Annotated in this window: 16 protein-coding genes; 13 read left to right on the forward strand and 3 right to left on the reverse strand. The window is 55.6% G+C overall.

All coding sequences use genetic code 11. The features are described 5' to 3' along the window. Positions 1-51: 51 nt before the first annotated feature. Entirely contained in the window at positions 52-789 is a 738-nt protein-coding gene (gene trmN / locus V6944_RS14780) for a tRNA(1)(Val) (adenine(37)-N(6))-methyltransferase TrmN (protein WP_220438347.1), read from the forward strand. Here the strand turns inward: trmN and nadB are convergent. Continuing rightward, complete coding sequence (gene nadB, locus V6944_RS14785) at positions 774-2,393, reverse strand: L-aspartate oxidase (RefSeq protein ID WP_333499607.1); 1,620 nt, start codon at positions 2,391-2,393, stop codon at positions 774-776. The two genes, trmN and nadB, sit on opposite strands and share 16 nt — an antisense overlap. A gap of 416 nt (positions 2,394-2,809) precedes the next feature. Between nadB and rpoE the strand changes: the two genes are divergently transcribed. The 11 genes from rpoE (at position 2,810) to acpS (ending at position 12,191) form a co-directional block, all read left to right on the forward strand. Beyond that, the gene (rpoE, locus tag V6944_RS14790) at positions 2,810-3,385 is read left to right on the forward strand and encodes an RNA polymerase sigma factor RpoE (protein ID WP_035893821.1); all 576 of its coding nucleotides are present in this window, start codon (positions 2,810-2,812) and stop codon (positions 3,383-3,385) included. Between the two features lie 31 nt (positions 3,386-3,416). Beyond that, positions 3,417-4,067 carry an anti-sigma-E factor RseA gene (gene rseA, locus V6944_RS14795; RefSeq protein WP_333496856.1) on the forward strand — a complete coding sequence of 217 codons (651 nt, stop codon included), beginning with the start codon at positions 3,417-3,419 and terminating at the stop codon, positions 4,065-4,067. After that, positions 4,067-5,020, forward strand: a complete 954-nt coding sequence (gene rseB, locus V6944_RS14800) for a sigma-E factor regulatory protein RseB (protein WP_333499506.1) — start codon at positions 4,067-4,069, stop codon at positions 5,018-5,020. Before rseA ends, rseB begins: the two co-directional genes overlap by 1 nt. Then, positions 5,017-5,493 (forward strand): SoxR-reducing system protein RseC, encoded by a 477-nt coding sequence (gene rseC, locus V6944_RS14805; protein ID WP_333496854.1) that lies wholly within the window; start codon positions 5,017-5,019, stop codon positions 5,491-5,493. Before rseB ends, rseC begins: the two co-directional genes overlap by 4 nt. A 173-nt stretch (positions 5,494-5,666) precedes the next feature. After that, positions 5,667-7,466: a translation elongation factor 4 gene (gene lepA / locus V6944_RS14810; protein WP_333499507.1), complete on the forward strand. Its 1,800-nt coding sequence runs from the start codon at positions 5,667-5,669 to the stop codon at positions 7,464-7,466. Between the two features lie 16 nt (positions 7,467-7,482). Then, positions 7,483-8,457, forward strand: coding sequence for a signal peptidase I (gene lepB, locus V6944_RS14815; protein ID WP_333496852.1), 975 nt, complete (start codon positions 7,483-7,485; stop codon positions 8,455-8,457). A gap of 220 nt (positions 8,458-8,677) precedes the next feature. Beyond that, positions 8,678-9,358 (forward strand): ribonuclease III, encoded by a 681-nt coding sequence (rnc, locus tag V6944_RS14820; protein WP_015963393.1) that lies wholly within the window; start codon positions 8,678-8,680, stop codon positions 9,356-9,358. Then, a complete protein-coding gene (gene era, locus V6944_RS14825; RefSeq protein WP_220438331.1) occupies positions 9,355-10,260 on the forward strand; it encodes a GTPase Era in 906 nt (301 codons plus the stop codon). Before rnc ends, era begins: the two co-directional genes overlap by 4 nt. 12 nt (positions 10,261-10,272) lie before the next feature. Then, positions 10,273-10,980, forward strand: coding sequence for a DNA repair protein RecO (gene recO, locus V6944_RS14830; protein ID WP_333499508.1), 708 nt, complete (start codon positions 10,273-10,275; stop codon positions 10,978-10,980). A 99-nt stretch (positions 10,981-11,079) separates the two neighbouring features. Then, on the forward strand, positions 11,080-11,811 hold the full coding sequence (gene pdxJ / locus V6944_RS14835; RefSeq protein ID WP_333499509.1) for a pyridoxine 5'-phosphate synthase: 732 nt from the start codon (positions 11,080-11,082) through the stop codon (positions 11,809-11,811). Further along, positions 11,811-12,191 carry a holo-ACP synthase gene (gene acpS / locus V6944_RS14840; protein ID WP_333499510.1) on the forward strand — a complete coding sequence of 127 codons (381 nt, stop codon included), beginning with the start codon at positions 11,811-11,813 and terminating at the stop codon, positions 12,189-12,191. Before pdxJ ends, acpS begins: the two co-directional genes overlap by 1 nt. On the opposite strand, the gene V6944_RS14845 is transcribed toward acpS, so the two are convergent. Both V6944_RS14845 and V6944_RS14850 read right to left on the reverse strand, forming a co-directional pair. Further along, positions 12,188-12,448, reverse strand: a complete 261-nt coding sequence (locus V6944_RS14845) for a YfhL family 4Fe-4S dicluster ferredoxin (RefSeq protein WP_220438321.1) — start codon at positions 12,446-12,448, stop codon at positions 12,188-12,190. The two genes, acpS and V6944_RS14845, sit on opposite strands and share 4 nt — an antisense overlap. A 93-nt stretch (positions 12,449-12,541) precedes the next feature. Beyond that, on the reverse strand, positions 12,542-13,390 hold the full coding sequence (locus tag V6944_RS14850; RefSeq protein ID WP_333499511.1) for a MurR/RpiR family transcriptional regulator: 849 nt from the start codon (positions 13,388-13,390) through the stop codon (positions 12,542-12,544). Between the two features lie 216 nt (positions 13,391-13,606). On the opposite strand from V6944_RS14850, the gene yfhb reads away from it, so the two are divergent. Beyond that, positions 13,607-14,242 carry a phosphatidylglycerophosphatase C gene (yfhb, locus tag V6944_RS14855; protein ID WP_333499512.1) on the forward strand — a complete coding sequence of 212 codons (636 nt, stop codon included), beginning with the start codon at positions 13,607-13,609 and terminating at the stop codon, positions 14,240-14,242. Positions 14,243-14,271: the final 29 nt, after the last annotated feature.

Genomic DNA, 14,271 nt, shown 5'->3' on the forward strand with positions numbered 1-14,271 from the left:
TTGTGCATAGCTATAAAAGCTTATGCAGTTCCCCTGGCAAGGTTGACCATGATCTCTGATTCTAAATCCGCGCTTCGCCGCAACGGATTTACCTTTAAGCAGTTTTTTGTCGCTCACGATCGTTGTGCCATGAAAGTCGGTACGGACGGTATTTTGCTTGGCGCCTGGTCGCCTATCGCACGGGTAACCCGGATCCTCGATATTGGCGCTGGCAGCGGTTTACTCGCGCTGATGCTGGCGCAGCGTACGGATGATAGCGTGGCGATCGATGCCGTTGAGCTTGATGAAGACGCCGCGGAGCAGGCGCGTGAAAACGTGGCTGAATCCCCATGGGCGGAACGTATTCAGGTACATACGGCAGATATTCAGCAGTGGGTTGCGGGGCTGACTACGCGCTATAACCTGATTGTCAGCAACCCGCCTTATTATGAGCAGGGGGTGGAGTGCGCAACGCCGCAGCGTGAGCAGGCTCGTTACACCACCTCGCTCGACCATGAAGCGCTGCTGGCCTGCGCGGCGAACGCCATTACCGAAGATGGTTTCTTCTGCGTGGTGCTGCCGGAAAATATCGGCCAGACGTTTACCCAGCAGGCGTTATCCATGGGCTGGCATTTACGCCTGCGCACCGACGTGGCGGAAACGGAGATGCGCCTGCCGCATCGAGTATTACTCGCGTTTTCACCGAAGGGCGGCGAGTGCTTTAGCGACAGGCTGGTGATCCGTGGGCCAGAGCAGCAGTATTCGGAAGGCTACACTGCGCTGACCCAGGCGTTCTATCTATTTATGTGAACCAGCGGAGAGAGTACCGACGGGCCCGATTCGGCTAACAGCTCCGGGTAGTCCAGCGTGTAATGCAGGCCACGGCTCTCTTTGCGCATCATCGCGCAGCGCACGATAAGCTCGGCTACCTGCACCAGGTTACGCAGCTCCAGCAGGTTATTCGACACGCGGAAGCGGGAATAGTACTCGTCCAATTCCTGCTGCAGCATGGTAATACGGCGCAGCGCGCGCTCCAGCCGTTTGGTGGTGCGCACAATGCCGACGTAGTCCCACATAAAGAGGCGCAGCTCGTGCCAGTTATGTTGAATAACCACCAGTTCGTCAGAGTTTTCCACGCGGCTCTCATCCCACGCAGGCAGTTTTTCTGCCTGACGCGCATACGGCATGCGTTTATGAATATCTTCCGCCGCCGACCAGCCGTATACCAGACACTCCAGCAGCGAGTTGGATGCCATGCGGTTGGCGCCGTGCAGCCCGGTATAGCTCACTTCGCCAATGGCATAGAGCCCATCCACGTCGGTACGACCGTAATCGTCAACCATTACGCCGCCGCAGGTATAGTGCGCCGCTGGCACAATCGGCACTGGCTCTTTGGTCAGGTCGATTCCCAGGCCCAGTAACTTGTCATAAATCATCGGGAAGTGCTGGCGTACAAAATCTTCCGGTTTATGGCTGATGTCGAGGTACATGCAGTCAACGCCGAGGCGCTTCATCTCATGGTCGATGGCGCGTGCGACGATATCACGCGGCGCCAGCTCGGCGCGTTCGTCAAAGTCCAGCATAAAGCGGCTGCCGTCCGGGCGCTTCAGGTGTGCGCCTTCGCCGCGTAACGCTTCGGTCAGCAGGAAGTTACGCGCCTGAGGATGGTACAGCGCGGTAGGGTGAAACTGATTGAATTCGAGGTTTGCCACGCGGCAGCCCGCCCGCCAGGCCATGGCGATACCGTCACCGGAGGAGATATCTGGATTGGTGGTGTACTGATAGACCTTTGAAGCACCGCCGGTCGCCAGCACGACGGATTTCGCCGCGCAGGTTTCAACCTTCTCTTTATTACGATCCCAAATCCAGGCGCCAACCACACGGCGGGTGCCGGGCAGGCCGACTTTATCAGAGATGATTAAGTCAACGGCGTTGCTGCGTTCCAGAATGCGGATGTTGGGGTGGTTAATGGCTTTGCTGACCAGGGTGTTTTCGACTTCGCGCCCGGTGGCATCGGCGGCATGCAGAATACGGCGATGGCTGTGTCCGCCTTCGCGCGTCAGATGATAACTTTCTTCCCCGTTTGCCTGCACCTGGGTGTCAAACAGCACGCCCTGATCGATAAGCCACTGCACGCAGTGTTTGGCGTTGCTGGCAACAAACGACACGGCCTGGCGATCGCAAATGCCGGCACCGGCAATCAACGTATCATCGATATGCGATTCAATGCTGTCCGTCTCATCGAAGACGGCGGCAATACCGCCCTGGGCATAGAAGGTGGAACCTTCGCTGATCGGCCCTTTGCTCAGCACGATAACCGAACTGTGCTCTGCCAGACGGAGTGCCAACGACAAGCCTGCTGCGCCGCTACCGATAATCAGTACATCACAAGAAAGTTCTGGAAGTGAGTTCATCATCTTTGTTTAATTTACTAAACACGGTAAGCGGAGAGTAGCACTATAAAAGCGACATGGGCAGGGTTTTTTTGAGCTATGGTTGTAATGACTAAACATTTGATGGGGAAATGGAGGGGATGGGAGAATGAAAAATAAGAGGAACGCTATGAGTTTTAAGACGTATTTATGATGAAATAAAAGCCGGGTTACGTTACTCTTCTCGGGATTTGCGTTTTTATTTCGCAACTTACGTATTGGTAGGCATCAGCAGACTTATAATGATAGACAATGAACGGTCTGAGCTAAACAAAAAACAAAGCGTAACGGAACTTTACGAAATTCGAACACTCTAAGTCTCTGCTTGCTCATAATGCAGTGGTGGAGTGGCATTCTGATTACGCATGGGAATAAGGTTTGGGGAGACATTACCTCGGATGAGCGAGCAGTTAACGGACCAGGTCCTGGTTGAACGGGTCCAGAAAGGAGATCAGAAAGCTTTTAACCTACTGGTAGTGCGCTATCAGCATAAGGTTGCGAGCCTGGTTTCCCGCTATGTACCCTCTGGCGACGTGCCGGATGTGGTCCAAGAGTCTTTTATTAAGGCCTATCGCGCGCTGGATTCTTTCCGGGGAGATAGTGCTTTCTATACGTGGCTGTACCGCATTGCGGTCAACACGGCTAAAAATTATCTGGTTGCTCAGGGTCGTCGCCCGCCGTCCAGTGATGTTGACGCGAACGATGCCGAAAACTTTGAAAGCGGTGGCGCTTTGAAAGAAATTTCGAACCCTGAGAACTTAATGTTGTCAGAAGAACTGAGACAGATAGTTTTTCGTACCATTGATGCGCTTCCGGAAGATTTACGCATGGCAATTACCTTGCGGGAGCTCGATGGCCTAAGCTATGAAGAGATAGCGGCCATCATGGATTGCCCGGTTGGTACGGTACGTTCACGTATCTTCCGTGCGCGAGAAGCTATCGATAATAAAGTTCAACCGCTTATCAGGCGTTGATGGAAGCGGGATACTGGAAAAGGTATTAGGCATGCAGAAAGAAAAACTTTCCGCCTTAATGGATGGTGAAACGCTGGATAACGAGCTGCTGACAGAGTTGACGCGCTCGGCAGAGTTACAGGAAACCTGGTCAAGCTATCACCTTATCCGCGATTCGCTTCGCGGCGACACGGGTGACGTGCTTCACTTCGATATTTCCTCTCGCGTAATGGCCGCCATCGAAAATGAGCCGGTTCGTCTTAAGACAGCACCGCTTATTCCTGAAGCCCAGCCAGCACCGCACCAATGGCAGAAGATGCCGTTCTGGAGCAAAGTTCGTCCGTGGGCCAGTTCGCTTACCCAGATGGGCGTGGCAGCTTGCGTATCGCTTGCTGTTATTGTCGGCGTTCAGCACTATAATGGGCAACCGGAATCCTCCCAACCTGAATCACCGGTATTCAATACGTTGCCGATGATGGGTAAAGCCAGTCCGGTTAGCCTGGGGGTTCCTTCGGACGCGTCGGCAGGCAGCACTGGGCCGCAACAGGTTCAGGAACAGCGCCGTCGCATTAACGCTATGCTGCAGGACTACGAATTGCAGCGTCGCTTGCATTCAGAACAGCTTCAGTTTGAGCAGGCACAAACCCAGCAAGCGGCTGTTCAAGTGCCAGGCTATCAAACTCTAGGAACGCAATCGCAGTAATGAAGCAACTTTGGTGTGCCATGTCCCTTGTGGCTGGTAGCCTGTTCTTCACCGCCAACGCCTCGGCTGATGTATCGTCCGGGGCGTTGTTGCAGGAGATGAATCTGGCCAGTCAGTCACTCAACTACGAGCTGTCGTTCGTCAGCATTAATAAATCAGGCGTCGAATCACTGCGCTATCGTCACGTGCGCCTTAACGGCCAACCGCTGGCGGAGCTGCTGCAGATGGACGGCCCGCGCCGCGAAGTTGTCCAGCGCGGCAGTGAAATCAGCTACTTTGAGCCGGGGCTCGATCCCTTCACGCTGAACGGCGACTACATCGTCGACTCGCTGCCTTCCCTGGTTTATACCGATTTCAAACGCCTTGCGCCTTACTACGACTTTATCTCCGTAGGCCGTACGCGTATTGCCGACCGCATGTGCGATGTGATTCGCGTCGTGGCGCGTGACGGTACGCGCTATAGCTATATCGTGTGGATGGATTCTGAAAGCAAGCTGCCAATGCGCGTTGACCTCCTTGACCGCGACGGTGAAACCCTTGAGCAGTTCCGGGTGGTTTCCTTCTCGACGGGCGATCAGGTCAGCACCAGCATGCAGGGGCTGGCGAAAGCCACTTTGCCGCCGCAGCTCTCTTTGCCAACGGGCACCAGCGCTACCTTTAACTGGTCAGCAAGCTGGTTGCCGCAGGGCTTTAAAGAGATCTCCAGCAGCCGTCGTACGCTGCCGAGCGTCGATAGCCCGGTTGAATCACGTCTCTATTCCGACGGCCTGTTTAGCTTCTCCGTGAACATCAGTCGCGCGACGGCTAACAGCAGCGAGCAGATGCTGCGTACCGGTCGCCGTACGGTCACCACGACCATCCGTAACCAAGTCGAGATCACGATTGTTGGTGAACTGCCGCCGCCAACGGCGAAGCGGGTTGCTGACGGTATTCAATTCAAGGGTGCGCAATGATTAAAGAGTGGGCCACCGTTATTGCCTGGCATAACGGTGTTGCGCAGGTTAGCTGCGACGTAAAAGCCTCCTGTAATAGCTGTGCATCACGCGCGGGCTGCGGTAGCCGCGTGCTGAACAAGCTGGGGCCGCAGACGACCCACACGATTTCCGTTCCCAGCGCCGAACCACTGGTGGCCGGGCAAAAGGTTGAACTGGGGATCACCGAAGGCAGCCTGCTCGGTTCCGCGATGCTGGTCTACATGTCACCGCTGCTGGGGCTGTTTGTGGTCGCGGCGCTGTTTCAGGTGCTGTTCGGCACTGACATTGCGGCGCTATGCGGCGCGGTGCTCGGTGGCGTTGGCGGGTTCCTGATTGCCAAAGGCCTCTCGCCTCGGCTTGCCGCCAGGGAAACCTGGCAGCCCATCATCATCAGCGTGGGGCTTCCGCCTGACCTGATTCGCACCGCATCTTCAACCGAAATGAGCCAGTGATTACGCTGGCTTTATTATTTTTGGAACGCTTCTCGCAGGAAGCGCTATGCTTGCGGGAAGAGCATTTCCTGGTTACGCGGTTGTAGTGTAGAATGCGGCGTTTTCGAACGACAACAATGTCAGGCTCCGTACCGCGGCCTCAAAGTATCCGTAAGGCATAAATATTTTAATATATGAAGAATATACGTAACTTCTCCATCATTGCACATATCGACCACGGTAAATCGACGCTGTCTGACCGCATTATTCAGATTTGTGGTGGCCTTTCCGACCGCGAAATGGAAGCCCAGGTTCTGGATTCGATGGATCTGGAACGCGAACGTGGTATTACCATCAAAGCGCAGAGCGTGACGCTGGACTTTAAATCAGCCGACGGGGAAACCTATCAGCTGAACTTTATCGACACCCCAGGCCACGTCGACTTTTCTTATGAAGTTTCCCGTTCTCTCGCCGCTTGCGAAGGCGCTCTGCTGGTGGTTGACGCCGGGCAGGGCGTAGAAGCGCAGACGCTGGCGAACTGCTACACCGCCATGGAAATGGATCTGGAAGTGGTGCCGGTTCTGAATAAAATCGACCTGCCAGCGGCTGACCCAGAGCGCGTAGCGGAAGAGATTGAAGATATCGTCGGCATCGACGCCACCGACGCGGTACGCTGCTCGGCGAAAACCGGCGTGGGCGTGACCGACGTGCTGGAACGTCTGGTGCGCGACATTCCGCCGCCGGAAGGCGATCCGGAAGGCCCGCTGCAGGCGCTGATTATCGACTCCTGGTTCGATAACTACCTGGGCGTGGTATCGCTGGTGCGTATTAAAAACGGCACCATGCGTAAAGGCGACAAAATTAAGGTGATGAGTACCGGCCAGGTCTACAACGCAGACCGTCTGGGCATCTTCACGCCGAAACAGGTTGACCGTACCGAGCTGAAATGCGGCGAGGTAGGCTGGCTGGTTTGCGCCATTAAAGACATCCTCGGCGCACCGGTGGGCGATACCCTGACCCAGTCCCGTAACCCGGCTGACAAACCGCTGCCAGGCTTTAAAAAGGTAAAACCTCAGGTTTATGCGGGCCTGTTCCCGGTAAGCTCTGATGACTACGAAAACTTCCGTGATGCGCTCGGCAAGCTGAGCCTGAACGATGCTTCCCTGTTCTATGAGCCAGAAAGCTCCACGGCGCTGGGCTTCGGCTTCCGCTGCGGCTTCCTTGGCTTGTTGCACATGGAGATCATCCAGGAACGTCTGGAACGTGAATACGATCTGGATCTGATCACCACCGCGCCAACCGTAGTGTATGAAGTGGAAACCACGGCGAAAGAGACTATCTACGTTGATAGTCCGTCCAAGCTGCCGCCGCTGAACAACATCTACGAACTGCGTGAGCCAATCGCGGAATGCCACATGCTGCTGCCGCAGGCTTACCTCGGTAACGTGATCACCCTGTGTATCGAGAAGCGTGGCGTGCAGACCAACATGGTTTACCACGGTAACCAGGTGGCGCTGACCTATGAAATCCCGATGGCGGAAGTGGTGCTCGACTTCTTCGACCGTCTGAAGTCGACCTCCCGCGGCTATGCGTCGCTGGACTACAACTTCAAACGTTTCCAGGCCTCTGACATGGTTCGCGTTGATGTCCTCATCAACAACGAACGCGTCGATGCTTTGGCGCTGATCACGCACCGTGATAACTCGCAGAGCCGCGGCCGTGACCTGGTTGAGAAGATGAAAGAGCTGATCCCTCGTCAGCAGTTTGATATCGCGATTCAGGCGGCCATCGGCACGCACATTATCGCGCGTTCAACCGTCAAGCAGCTGCGTAAAAACGTTCTGGCGAAATGCTACGGCGGCGATATCAGCCGTAAGAAAAAGCTGCTGCAAAAACAGAAAGAGGGTAAAAAGCGAATGAAGCAGATCGGTAACGTCGAACTGCCGCAGGAAGCCTTCCTCGCCATTCTGCATGTCGGTAAAGACAATAAATAATCTCTAAGGAGTTGGCATGGCGAACATGTTTGCCCTGATTCTAGTGATTGCCACACTGGTCACGGGCCTGTTGTGGTGCGTTGATAAGTTTATCTTCGCACCCAAGCGGCGGGAACGCCAGGCGGCAGCGCAGGTTGCCACCGGCGAAACGCTGGATAAAAAGACGCTGAAGAAAGTGGGCCCGAAACCGGGCTGGCTGGAAACCGGCGCGTCGGTTTTCCCGGTGCTCGCCATCGTGCTGATCGTGCGTTCATTTATCTATGAACCGTTCCAGATCCCGTCTGGCTCGATGATGCCAACGCTGCTGATCGGCGACTTTATCCTGGTGGAGAAATTTGCCTACGGGATTAAAGATCCGATCTACCAGAAAACGCTGATTGAAACCGGTCATCCGAAACGTGGCGACATCGTGGTGTTCAAATACCCGGAAGATCCGCGCCTTGATTACATCAAGCGTGCCGTGGGTCTGCCAGGGGATAAAGTCACTTACGATCCGATTGCCAAGCAGGTGACCATTCAGCCAGGATGCAGCTCCGGTCAGGCGTGCGGTAGCGCACTGCCGGTGACCTACTCTAACGTTGAACCAAGCGATTTCGTCCAGACCTTCTCCCGCAGCAACGGCGGCGAAGCGACCAGCGGCTTCTTTGAGATGCCACAGGGCGAAAGCAAAGCGGATGGCGTACGCCTGACGCAGCGCCAGGAGACGCTGGGTGACGTTAACCACCGTATCCTGACCGTGCCAATCGCGCAGGATCAGGTCGGCATGTATTACCACCAGTCTGGTTTGCCGCTGGCAACCTGGATCGTACCGCCGGGCCACTACTTCATGATGGGCGATAACCGCGATAACAGCGCGGACAGCCGTTATTGGGGCTTCGTGCCGGAAGCGAACCTGGTCGGTAAAGCTACCGCCATCTGGATGAGCTTCGAAAAACAAGAGGGTCAATGGCCAACTGGTGTGCGTTTAAGCCGCATCGGTGGGATCCATTAATTCTTAGTCTGACTTCACGCGGTGGTTGAATAGCCGCCGCGTGAATTATTTCGCGTTTTAATCCATTCAAACTAACGACATCCCTTGTCGTTGCGTATAGAATAGCCCCCCGAAGTTTCGGATGTCTCTTATCTGGGACACGGCACACGAAACCGCATTGGTTTCCTTCAGGTCTGTTTCGTGTGCTGCATTTTTGACGCATTTATTTATTTGGTATCGCATGAACCCCATCGTAATTAATCGGCTTCAACGGAAGCTGGGCTACACTTTTGTTCATCAGGAACTGTTGCAACAGGCATTAACGCACCGCAGTGCCAGCAGCAAGCACAACGAACGCTTAGAATTTCTGGGCGATTCAATTTTAAGCTATGTGATCGCGAACGCGCTCTATCACCGCTTCCCACGTGTGGATGAAGGCGATATGAGTCGTATGCGCGCAACGCTGGTGCGCGGCAATACGCTGGCGGAAATCGCCCGCGAATTTGAGCTGGGCGAATGCCTGCGCTTAGGGCCTGGCGAACTGAAAAGCGGCGGTTTCCGCCGGGAATCTATTCTCGCGGATACGGTTGAGGCGCTGATTGGCGGGGTGTTCCTCGACAGCGACATTCAGAACGTTGAGAAGCTGATCCTCTCCTGGTACCAGACGCGTCTGGACGAAATCAGCCCAGGCGATAAGCAAAAAGATCCGAAAACGCGTCTGCAGGAATATCTGCAGGGCCGTCATCTGCCGCTGCCGTCTTATCTGGTGGTTCAGGTACGCGGAGAAGCACACGATCAAGAATTTACTATCCACTGCCAGGTTAGCGGCCTGAGTGAACCGGTGGTCGGCACAGGTTCCAGTCGTCGCAAGGCGGAACAGGCTGCCGCCGAACAGGCGCTGAAAAAGCTGGAGCTGGAATGAGCGAAGAAAAAACTTACTGCGGATTTGTTGCCATCGTCGGTCGTCCGAACGTTGGTAAATCCACACTGCTGAACGAACTGCTGGGGCAGAAGATCTCCATCACTTCCCGTAAAGCGCAGACTACGCGTCACCGTATCGTCGGTATTCATACCGAAGGGGCGTACCAGGCTATCTACGTTGATACCCCGGGCCTGCACATGGAAGAGAAGCGCGCGATCAACCGCCTGATGAACAAAGCGGCGAGCAGCTCCATCGGTGACGTTGAACTGATCATTTTCGTGGTCGAAGGCACCCGCTGGACGCCTGACGACGAGATGGTGCTGAATAAACTGCGCGGTGGTAAAGCGCCGGTGATTCTGGCCGTGAACAAAGTGGATAACGTGCAGGAAAAGGCGGATTTGCTGCCACACCTGCAGTTCCTCGGCAGCCAGATGGACTTCCTTGATATCGTGCCGATGTCTGCAGAGACCGGCCTGAACGTGGATACCATTGCTAGCATCGTGCGTAAGCACCTGCCTGAGGCGATTCACCACTTCCCGGAAGACTACATCACCGACCGTTCACAGCGCTTTATGGCCTCTGAAATCATCCGTGAAAAACTGATGCGTTTCCTTGGTGCAGAGCTGCCGTACTCGGTCACCGTTGAAATCGAACGCTTCGTCTCTAACGAACGCGGCGGTTATGACGTCAACGGCCTGATTCTGGTTGAGCGTGAAGGGCAGAAGAAGATGGTTATTGGTAACAAAGGTTCCAAGATTAAAACCATCGGTATCGAAGCCCGTAAAGACATGCAGGAGATGTTCGAAGCGCCTGTTCACCTGGAACTGTGGGTGAAAGTGAAATCAGGCTGGGCCGATGACGAACGCGCACTGCGCAGTCTCGGTTATACCGACGATCTCTGAGAATAATCCCCGATGGAGGGCTGGCAGCGCGCATTTGTCCTGCATAGTCGTCCCTGGAGCGAAACCAGTTTAATACTGGACGTCTTCACGGAAGAGTCGGGTCGCGTGCGCCTTGTCGCTAAAGGCGCACGTTCCAAACGCTCCAACCTCAAAGGTGCGCTTCAGCCCTTTACCCCCTTATTAGTTCGCTTTGGCGGGCGTGGCGAAGTCAAAACGCTGCGCAGCGCGGAAGCCGTCTCGCTGGCACTCCCTTTAAGCGGTATTACGCTCTACAGCGGCCTGTACGTTAATGAACTGCTCTCTCGCGTACTCGAGCACGAAACCCGCTTCTCTGAACTGTTCTTCGATTACCTGCACTGCATCCAGGCGCTGGCCGGTGCAACGGGCTCCCCTGAACCTGCGCTGCGCCGCTTTGAGCTGGCGCTGCTGGGACACCTGGGCTACGGCGTGGATTTTCTCCACTGCGCCGGTAGCGGCGACGAGGTCGATGACACCATGACCTACCGCTATCGTGAAGAGAAAGGGTTTATTGCAAGCGTCGTGATTGATAACTACACCTTCACCGGGCACCACCTGAAAGCGCTGGCGAGCCGGGAATTTCCCGATGTTGACTCGCTGCGCGCCGCCAAACGCTTTACCCGCATGGCGTTGAAGCCGTATCTTGGTGGCAAACCGTTGAAGAGCCGCGAGCTGTTTCGTCAGTTTGTACCGAAGCGGTAACTCCTATTGCACTTATCCCGCTTTTCCCCTCGTCACTTAGGGGAGAGAGGGGCGGGGTGAGGGGAAACGAAAGTTAAAAATAAAGACACGAGGATTGTCATGGCTGAATTACTGTTAGGCGTCAATATTGACCACATTGCCACCCTGCGTAACGCGCGCGGCACCGCTTACCCCGATCCGGTTCAGGCGGCATTTATCGCCGAGCAGGCCGGTGCAGATGGCATCACCGTGCATTTACGCGAAGACCGTCGCCACATCACCGACCGCGACGTGCGCATTCTGCGTCAGACGCTGGACACCCGCATGAACCTGGAGATGGCCGTCACCGAAGAGATGCTGGCTATCGCCTGCGAAACCAAGCCGCATTTCTGCTGCCTGGTGCCGGAAAAACGCCAGGAAGTGACCACCGAAGGCGGCCTGGACGTCGCCGGCCAGCTCGACAAAATGCGCGATGCCTGCAAACGCCTGGCCGACGCAGGCATTCTGGTGTCGCTGTTTATTGATGCTGATAACGCGCAAATTAAGGCCGCAGCTGACGTTGGTGCACCGTATATCGAAATCCACACCGGCTGCTATGCTGATGCCACCACCGATGCTGAACAGGCGAAAGAACTTGAGCGTATCGCGAAAGCCGCGACCTATGCCGCCAGCCTGGGGCTGAAAGTGAATGCCGGTCACGGTCTGACCTACCACAACGTCAAAGCCATTGCGGCACTGCCGGAAATGCATGAGCTGAATATCGGCCACGCGATTATTGGCCGTGCGGTGATGACCGGCCTGAAAGAGGCGGTGGCTGAGATGAAACGCCTGATGCTGGAAGCGCGCGGGTAATGGCGATTCTGGGGCTCGGGACCGACATCGTCGAGATCGCCCGCATTGAAGGGGTGATCGCCCGTAGCGGCGATCGTCTCGCGCGACGCGTGCTCAGCGACAACGAGTGGGCTATCTGGGAGACGCACCAGCAGCCGGTGCGTTTTCTGGCGAAGCGCTTTGCGGTGAAAGAGGCCGCTTCAAAAGCGTTGGGCACCGGCATTCGCAATGGCCTGGCGTTCAACCAGTTCGAAGTCTACAACGATGAGATGGGTAAACCGAAGCTGAGGCTCTGGGGTGAAGCGAAGCTGTTGGCGGAACGAATGGGCGTGGCGCATATGCATGTGACGCTCGCCGATGAACGCCACTACGCCTGTGCAACGGTGATTATGGAAAGCTAGATTTTGTCTGCGTGATGCATCTGGACGAATTTATCCCACAGTTGCTCTTCGCTTTCTGAATGTGCCGGATCCTTGAGAATGGTATTCGGGATCGGGCACACCTTCTGGCAGGTCGGGGTGTCGTAGTGGCCAATGCACTCGGTGCAGCGATCGCTGTTGATCTCATAAATGCTATCACCCATCGAAATAGCCTCGTTCGGGCATTCCGGCTCGCACATATCGCAGTTGATACATTTTTTGGTGATTAACAGCGCCATCAGGACATTCTCAGAAACGAAATAAACAGGGCGCGCATTATACGCTCATTTTCCCGCCAGGCCATACCTTTTCTGTGGTATTAGCGCTGTCGATCAAACCAGCTTTTTCACCAGCGCTTCGCTATGACGAATACGTTCCGGCGCATTTTCCAGATCCTGCTGTACCAACCCCATAAACAACAGATCCGTCAGCATCATCTGCGCGCTGGTTGAAGAGATAGCCGCGCTGCGCGTCGCCTGCTCTTCGGCGATGGTGTACAGGCAGTGCGTCGCCCGTTGCTGAAGCGCATTGGGGGAAAAGCCGGTGATTGCCACCACTTTACCGCCTACGCGCAGCATCTCATCGGCGGCGAGGTTAATCTCCCGGCGCGCCCCGGAGTAAGAAATAGCCAGCATCACATCGTCCTGAGTCATGGCCTGTACGGTGGCCAGCAGGGCGTGCATGTCCTGCTCGGAAACGGCGTTCAGACCGATTTTCATCAACTTCCAGCTAAAGTTGCGGGCCACCAACCCCGAGGCGCCAATGCCTGTCAGCACGATACGGCGCGCGCTACGTAGCATGTTCACCGTTTCCAGCAGTTTGTCTTCGGTGTTTACGTCGAGCGAAGCGTGCATCGCCGCGACGTTATCCTTAATCAGCTTTTCGCCCACCAGGCGCAGCGGGTCGTCGCCGCAAATCCGGTTATGTACCGGGACGGAGTGCGGGTTGGCGTTACTGGCAAGCGCTTCACTGAGCGCCAGTTTAAGCGCCGGGAAGCCTTTAAAACCGAGCTTCTGGGCGAACTTCACCACGCTGGATTGGCTCACGCCCGCCTGACTTGCGAGCTGCTGGGAGCTTAAATGACGGGCTAAATCCGGCTGTGCCAGGATGAAATCGGCCAGCTTTCTGTCGCTTTGCGCCAGCTGCGGGTAACGCTGACGAATACTGAGTAAACAATTCATAATAACCTCACGGGCACAATGACCACGATGTGCCAGGCCACCATTCTGCTCGTTTACAAGAATTTTGTATTCTATTATAACGGAATATATCGAATTAAATGTGCTATGTGATTGTAAAATCGCAGCTATTCTTTCAGTTTAACGCTATCGGGCGAAACGTGAGGGGCGATCTGCTAGTCTGGTCTTTGAACTGATTGACGATAACGGGAGCTGCATTTGGTAAGTCACTGTCGCCGCGTGGTGTTTTTCGACCTCGACGGTACGCTACATCAGCAGGACCTCTTCGGTGCGTTTTTGCGCTACCTGCTGCGCCGATTACCGCTTAACGCGCTACTGGTGGTGCCCCTGCTGCCGATCGTTGGCGCGGCAATGCTGGTGAAGGGGCGTGCGGCGCGCTGGCCGGTAAGCGTGCTGCTGTGGGGAAGCACCTTTGGCCGACGCGAGGCAACGCTAAAGGCGCTGGAGGCGAGCTTCATTCTCTGGTTTCGTGCGACCGTCACGCCGTTTCCCGTCGTGCAGCAGCGGCTGGACGACTATCTCCAGCATCAGGATGCCGACGTCTGGCTTATCACCGGATCGCCGCAAACGCTGGTGGAGCGTGCCTATACGGACGCGCCCTGGATGGCGCATGTCAACCTGATTGGCAGTCAGATGCAGCGCGCGTTTGGCGGTCGGGTACTGTCGGTTCGCTGTCTGGGCCATGAAAAAGTGGCTCAGCTTGAACAGCGTCTCGGCGCACCGCTGCGCTTGTACAGCGGTTATAGCGACAGTAAGCAGGATAACCCGCTCCTCTTTTTCTGTGAGCATCGCTGGCGGGTGACCGCACGCGGCGAACTGGAGCAACTGGAATAGTCGGCGCTGCGCTTTGATGGATATTGTGT

This window comes from Kluyvera sp. CHPC 1.2972, assembly GCF_036759925.1.
Taxonomy (GTDB): domain Bacteria; phylum Pseudomonadota; class Gammaproteobacteria; order Enterobacterales; family Enterobacteriaceae; genus Kluyvera.

What these genes read in the sequence shown, in the direction of transcription:
- rseA (WP_333496856.1), top strand. Translation starts at nt 3,417, where the DNA reads ATGCAGAAAGAAAAACTTTCCGCCTTAATGGATGGTGAAACGCTGGAT.
- pdxJ (WP_333499509.1), top strand. Translation starts at nt 11,080, where the DNA reads ATGGCTGAATTACTGTTAGGCGTCAATATTGACCACATTGCCACCCTG.
- era (WP_220438331.1), top strand. Translation starts at nt 9,355, where the DNA reads ATGAGCGAAGAAAAAACTTACTGCGGATTTGTTGCCATCGTCGGTCGT.
- V6944_RS14850 (WP_333499511.1), bottom strand. Translation starts at nt 13,390, where the DNA reads ATGAATTGTTTACTCAGTATTCGTCAGCGTTACCCGCAGCTGGCGCAA.
- V6944_RS14845 (WP_220438321.1), bottom strand. Translation starts at nt 12,448, where the DNA reads ATGGCGCTGTTAATCACCAAAAAATGTATCAACTGCGATATGTGCGAG.
- nadB (WP_333499607.1), bottom strand. Translation starts at nt 2,393, where the DNA reads ATGAACTCACTTCCAGAACTTTCTTGTGATGTACTGATTATCGGTAGC.
- lepB (WP_333496852.1), top strand. Translation starts at nt 7,483, where the DNA reads ATGGCGAACATGTTTGCCCTGATTCTAGTGATTGCCACACTGGTCACG.
- rpoE (WP_035893821.1), top strand. Translation starts at nt 2,810, where the DNA reads ATGAGCGAGCAGTTAACGGACCAGGTCCTGGTTGAACGGGTCCAGAAA.
- rseC (WP_333496854.1), top strand. Translation starts at nt 5,017, where the DNA reads ATGATTAAAGAGTGGGCCACCGTTATTGCCTGGCATAACGGTGTTGCG.
- acpS (WP_333499510.1), top strand. Translation starts at nt 11,811, where the DNA reads ATGGCGATTCTGGGGCTCGGGACCGACATCGTCGAGATCGCCCGCATT.
- recO (WP_333499508.1), top strand. Translation starts at nt 10,273, where the DNA reads ATGGAGGGCTGGCAGCGCGCATTTGTCCTGCATAGTCGTCCCTGGAGC.
- lepA (WP_333499507.1), top strand. Translation starts at nt 5,667, where the DNA reads ATGAAGAATATACGTAACTTCTCCATCATTGCACATATCGACCACGGT.
- rnc (WP_015963393.1), top strand. Translation starts at nt 8,678, where the DNA reads ATGAACCCCATCGTAATTAATCGGCTTCAACGGAAGCTGGGCTACACT.
- rseB (WP_333499506.1), top strand. Translation starts at nt 4,067, where the DNA reads ATGAAGCAACTTTGGTGTGCCATGTCCCTTGTGGCTGGTAGCCTGTTC.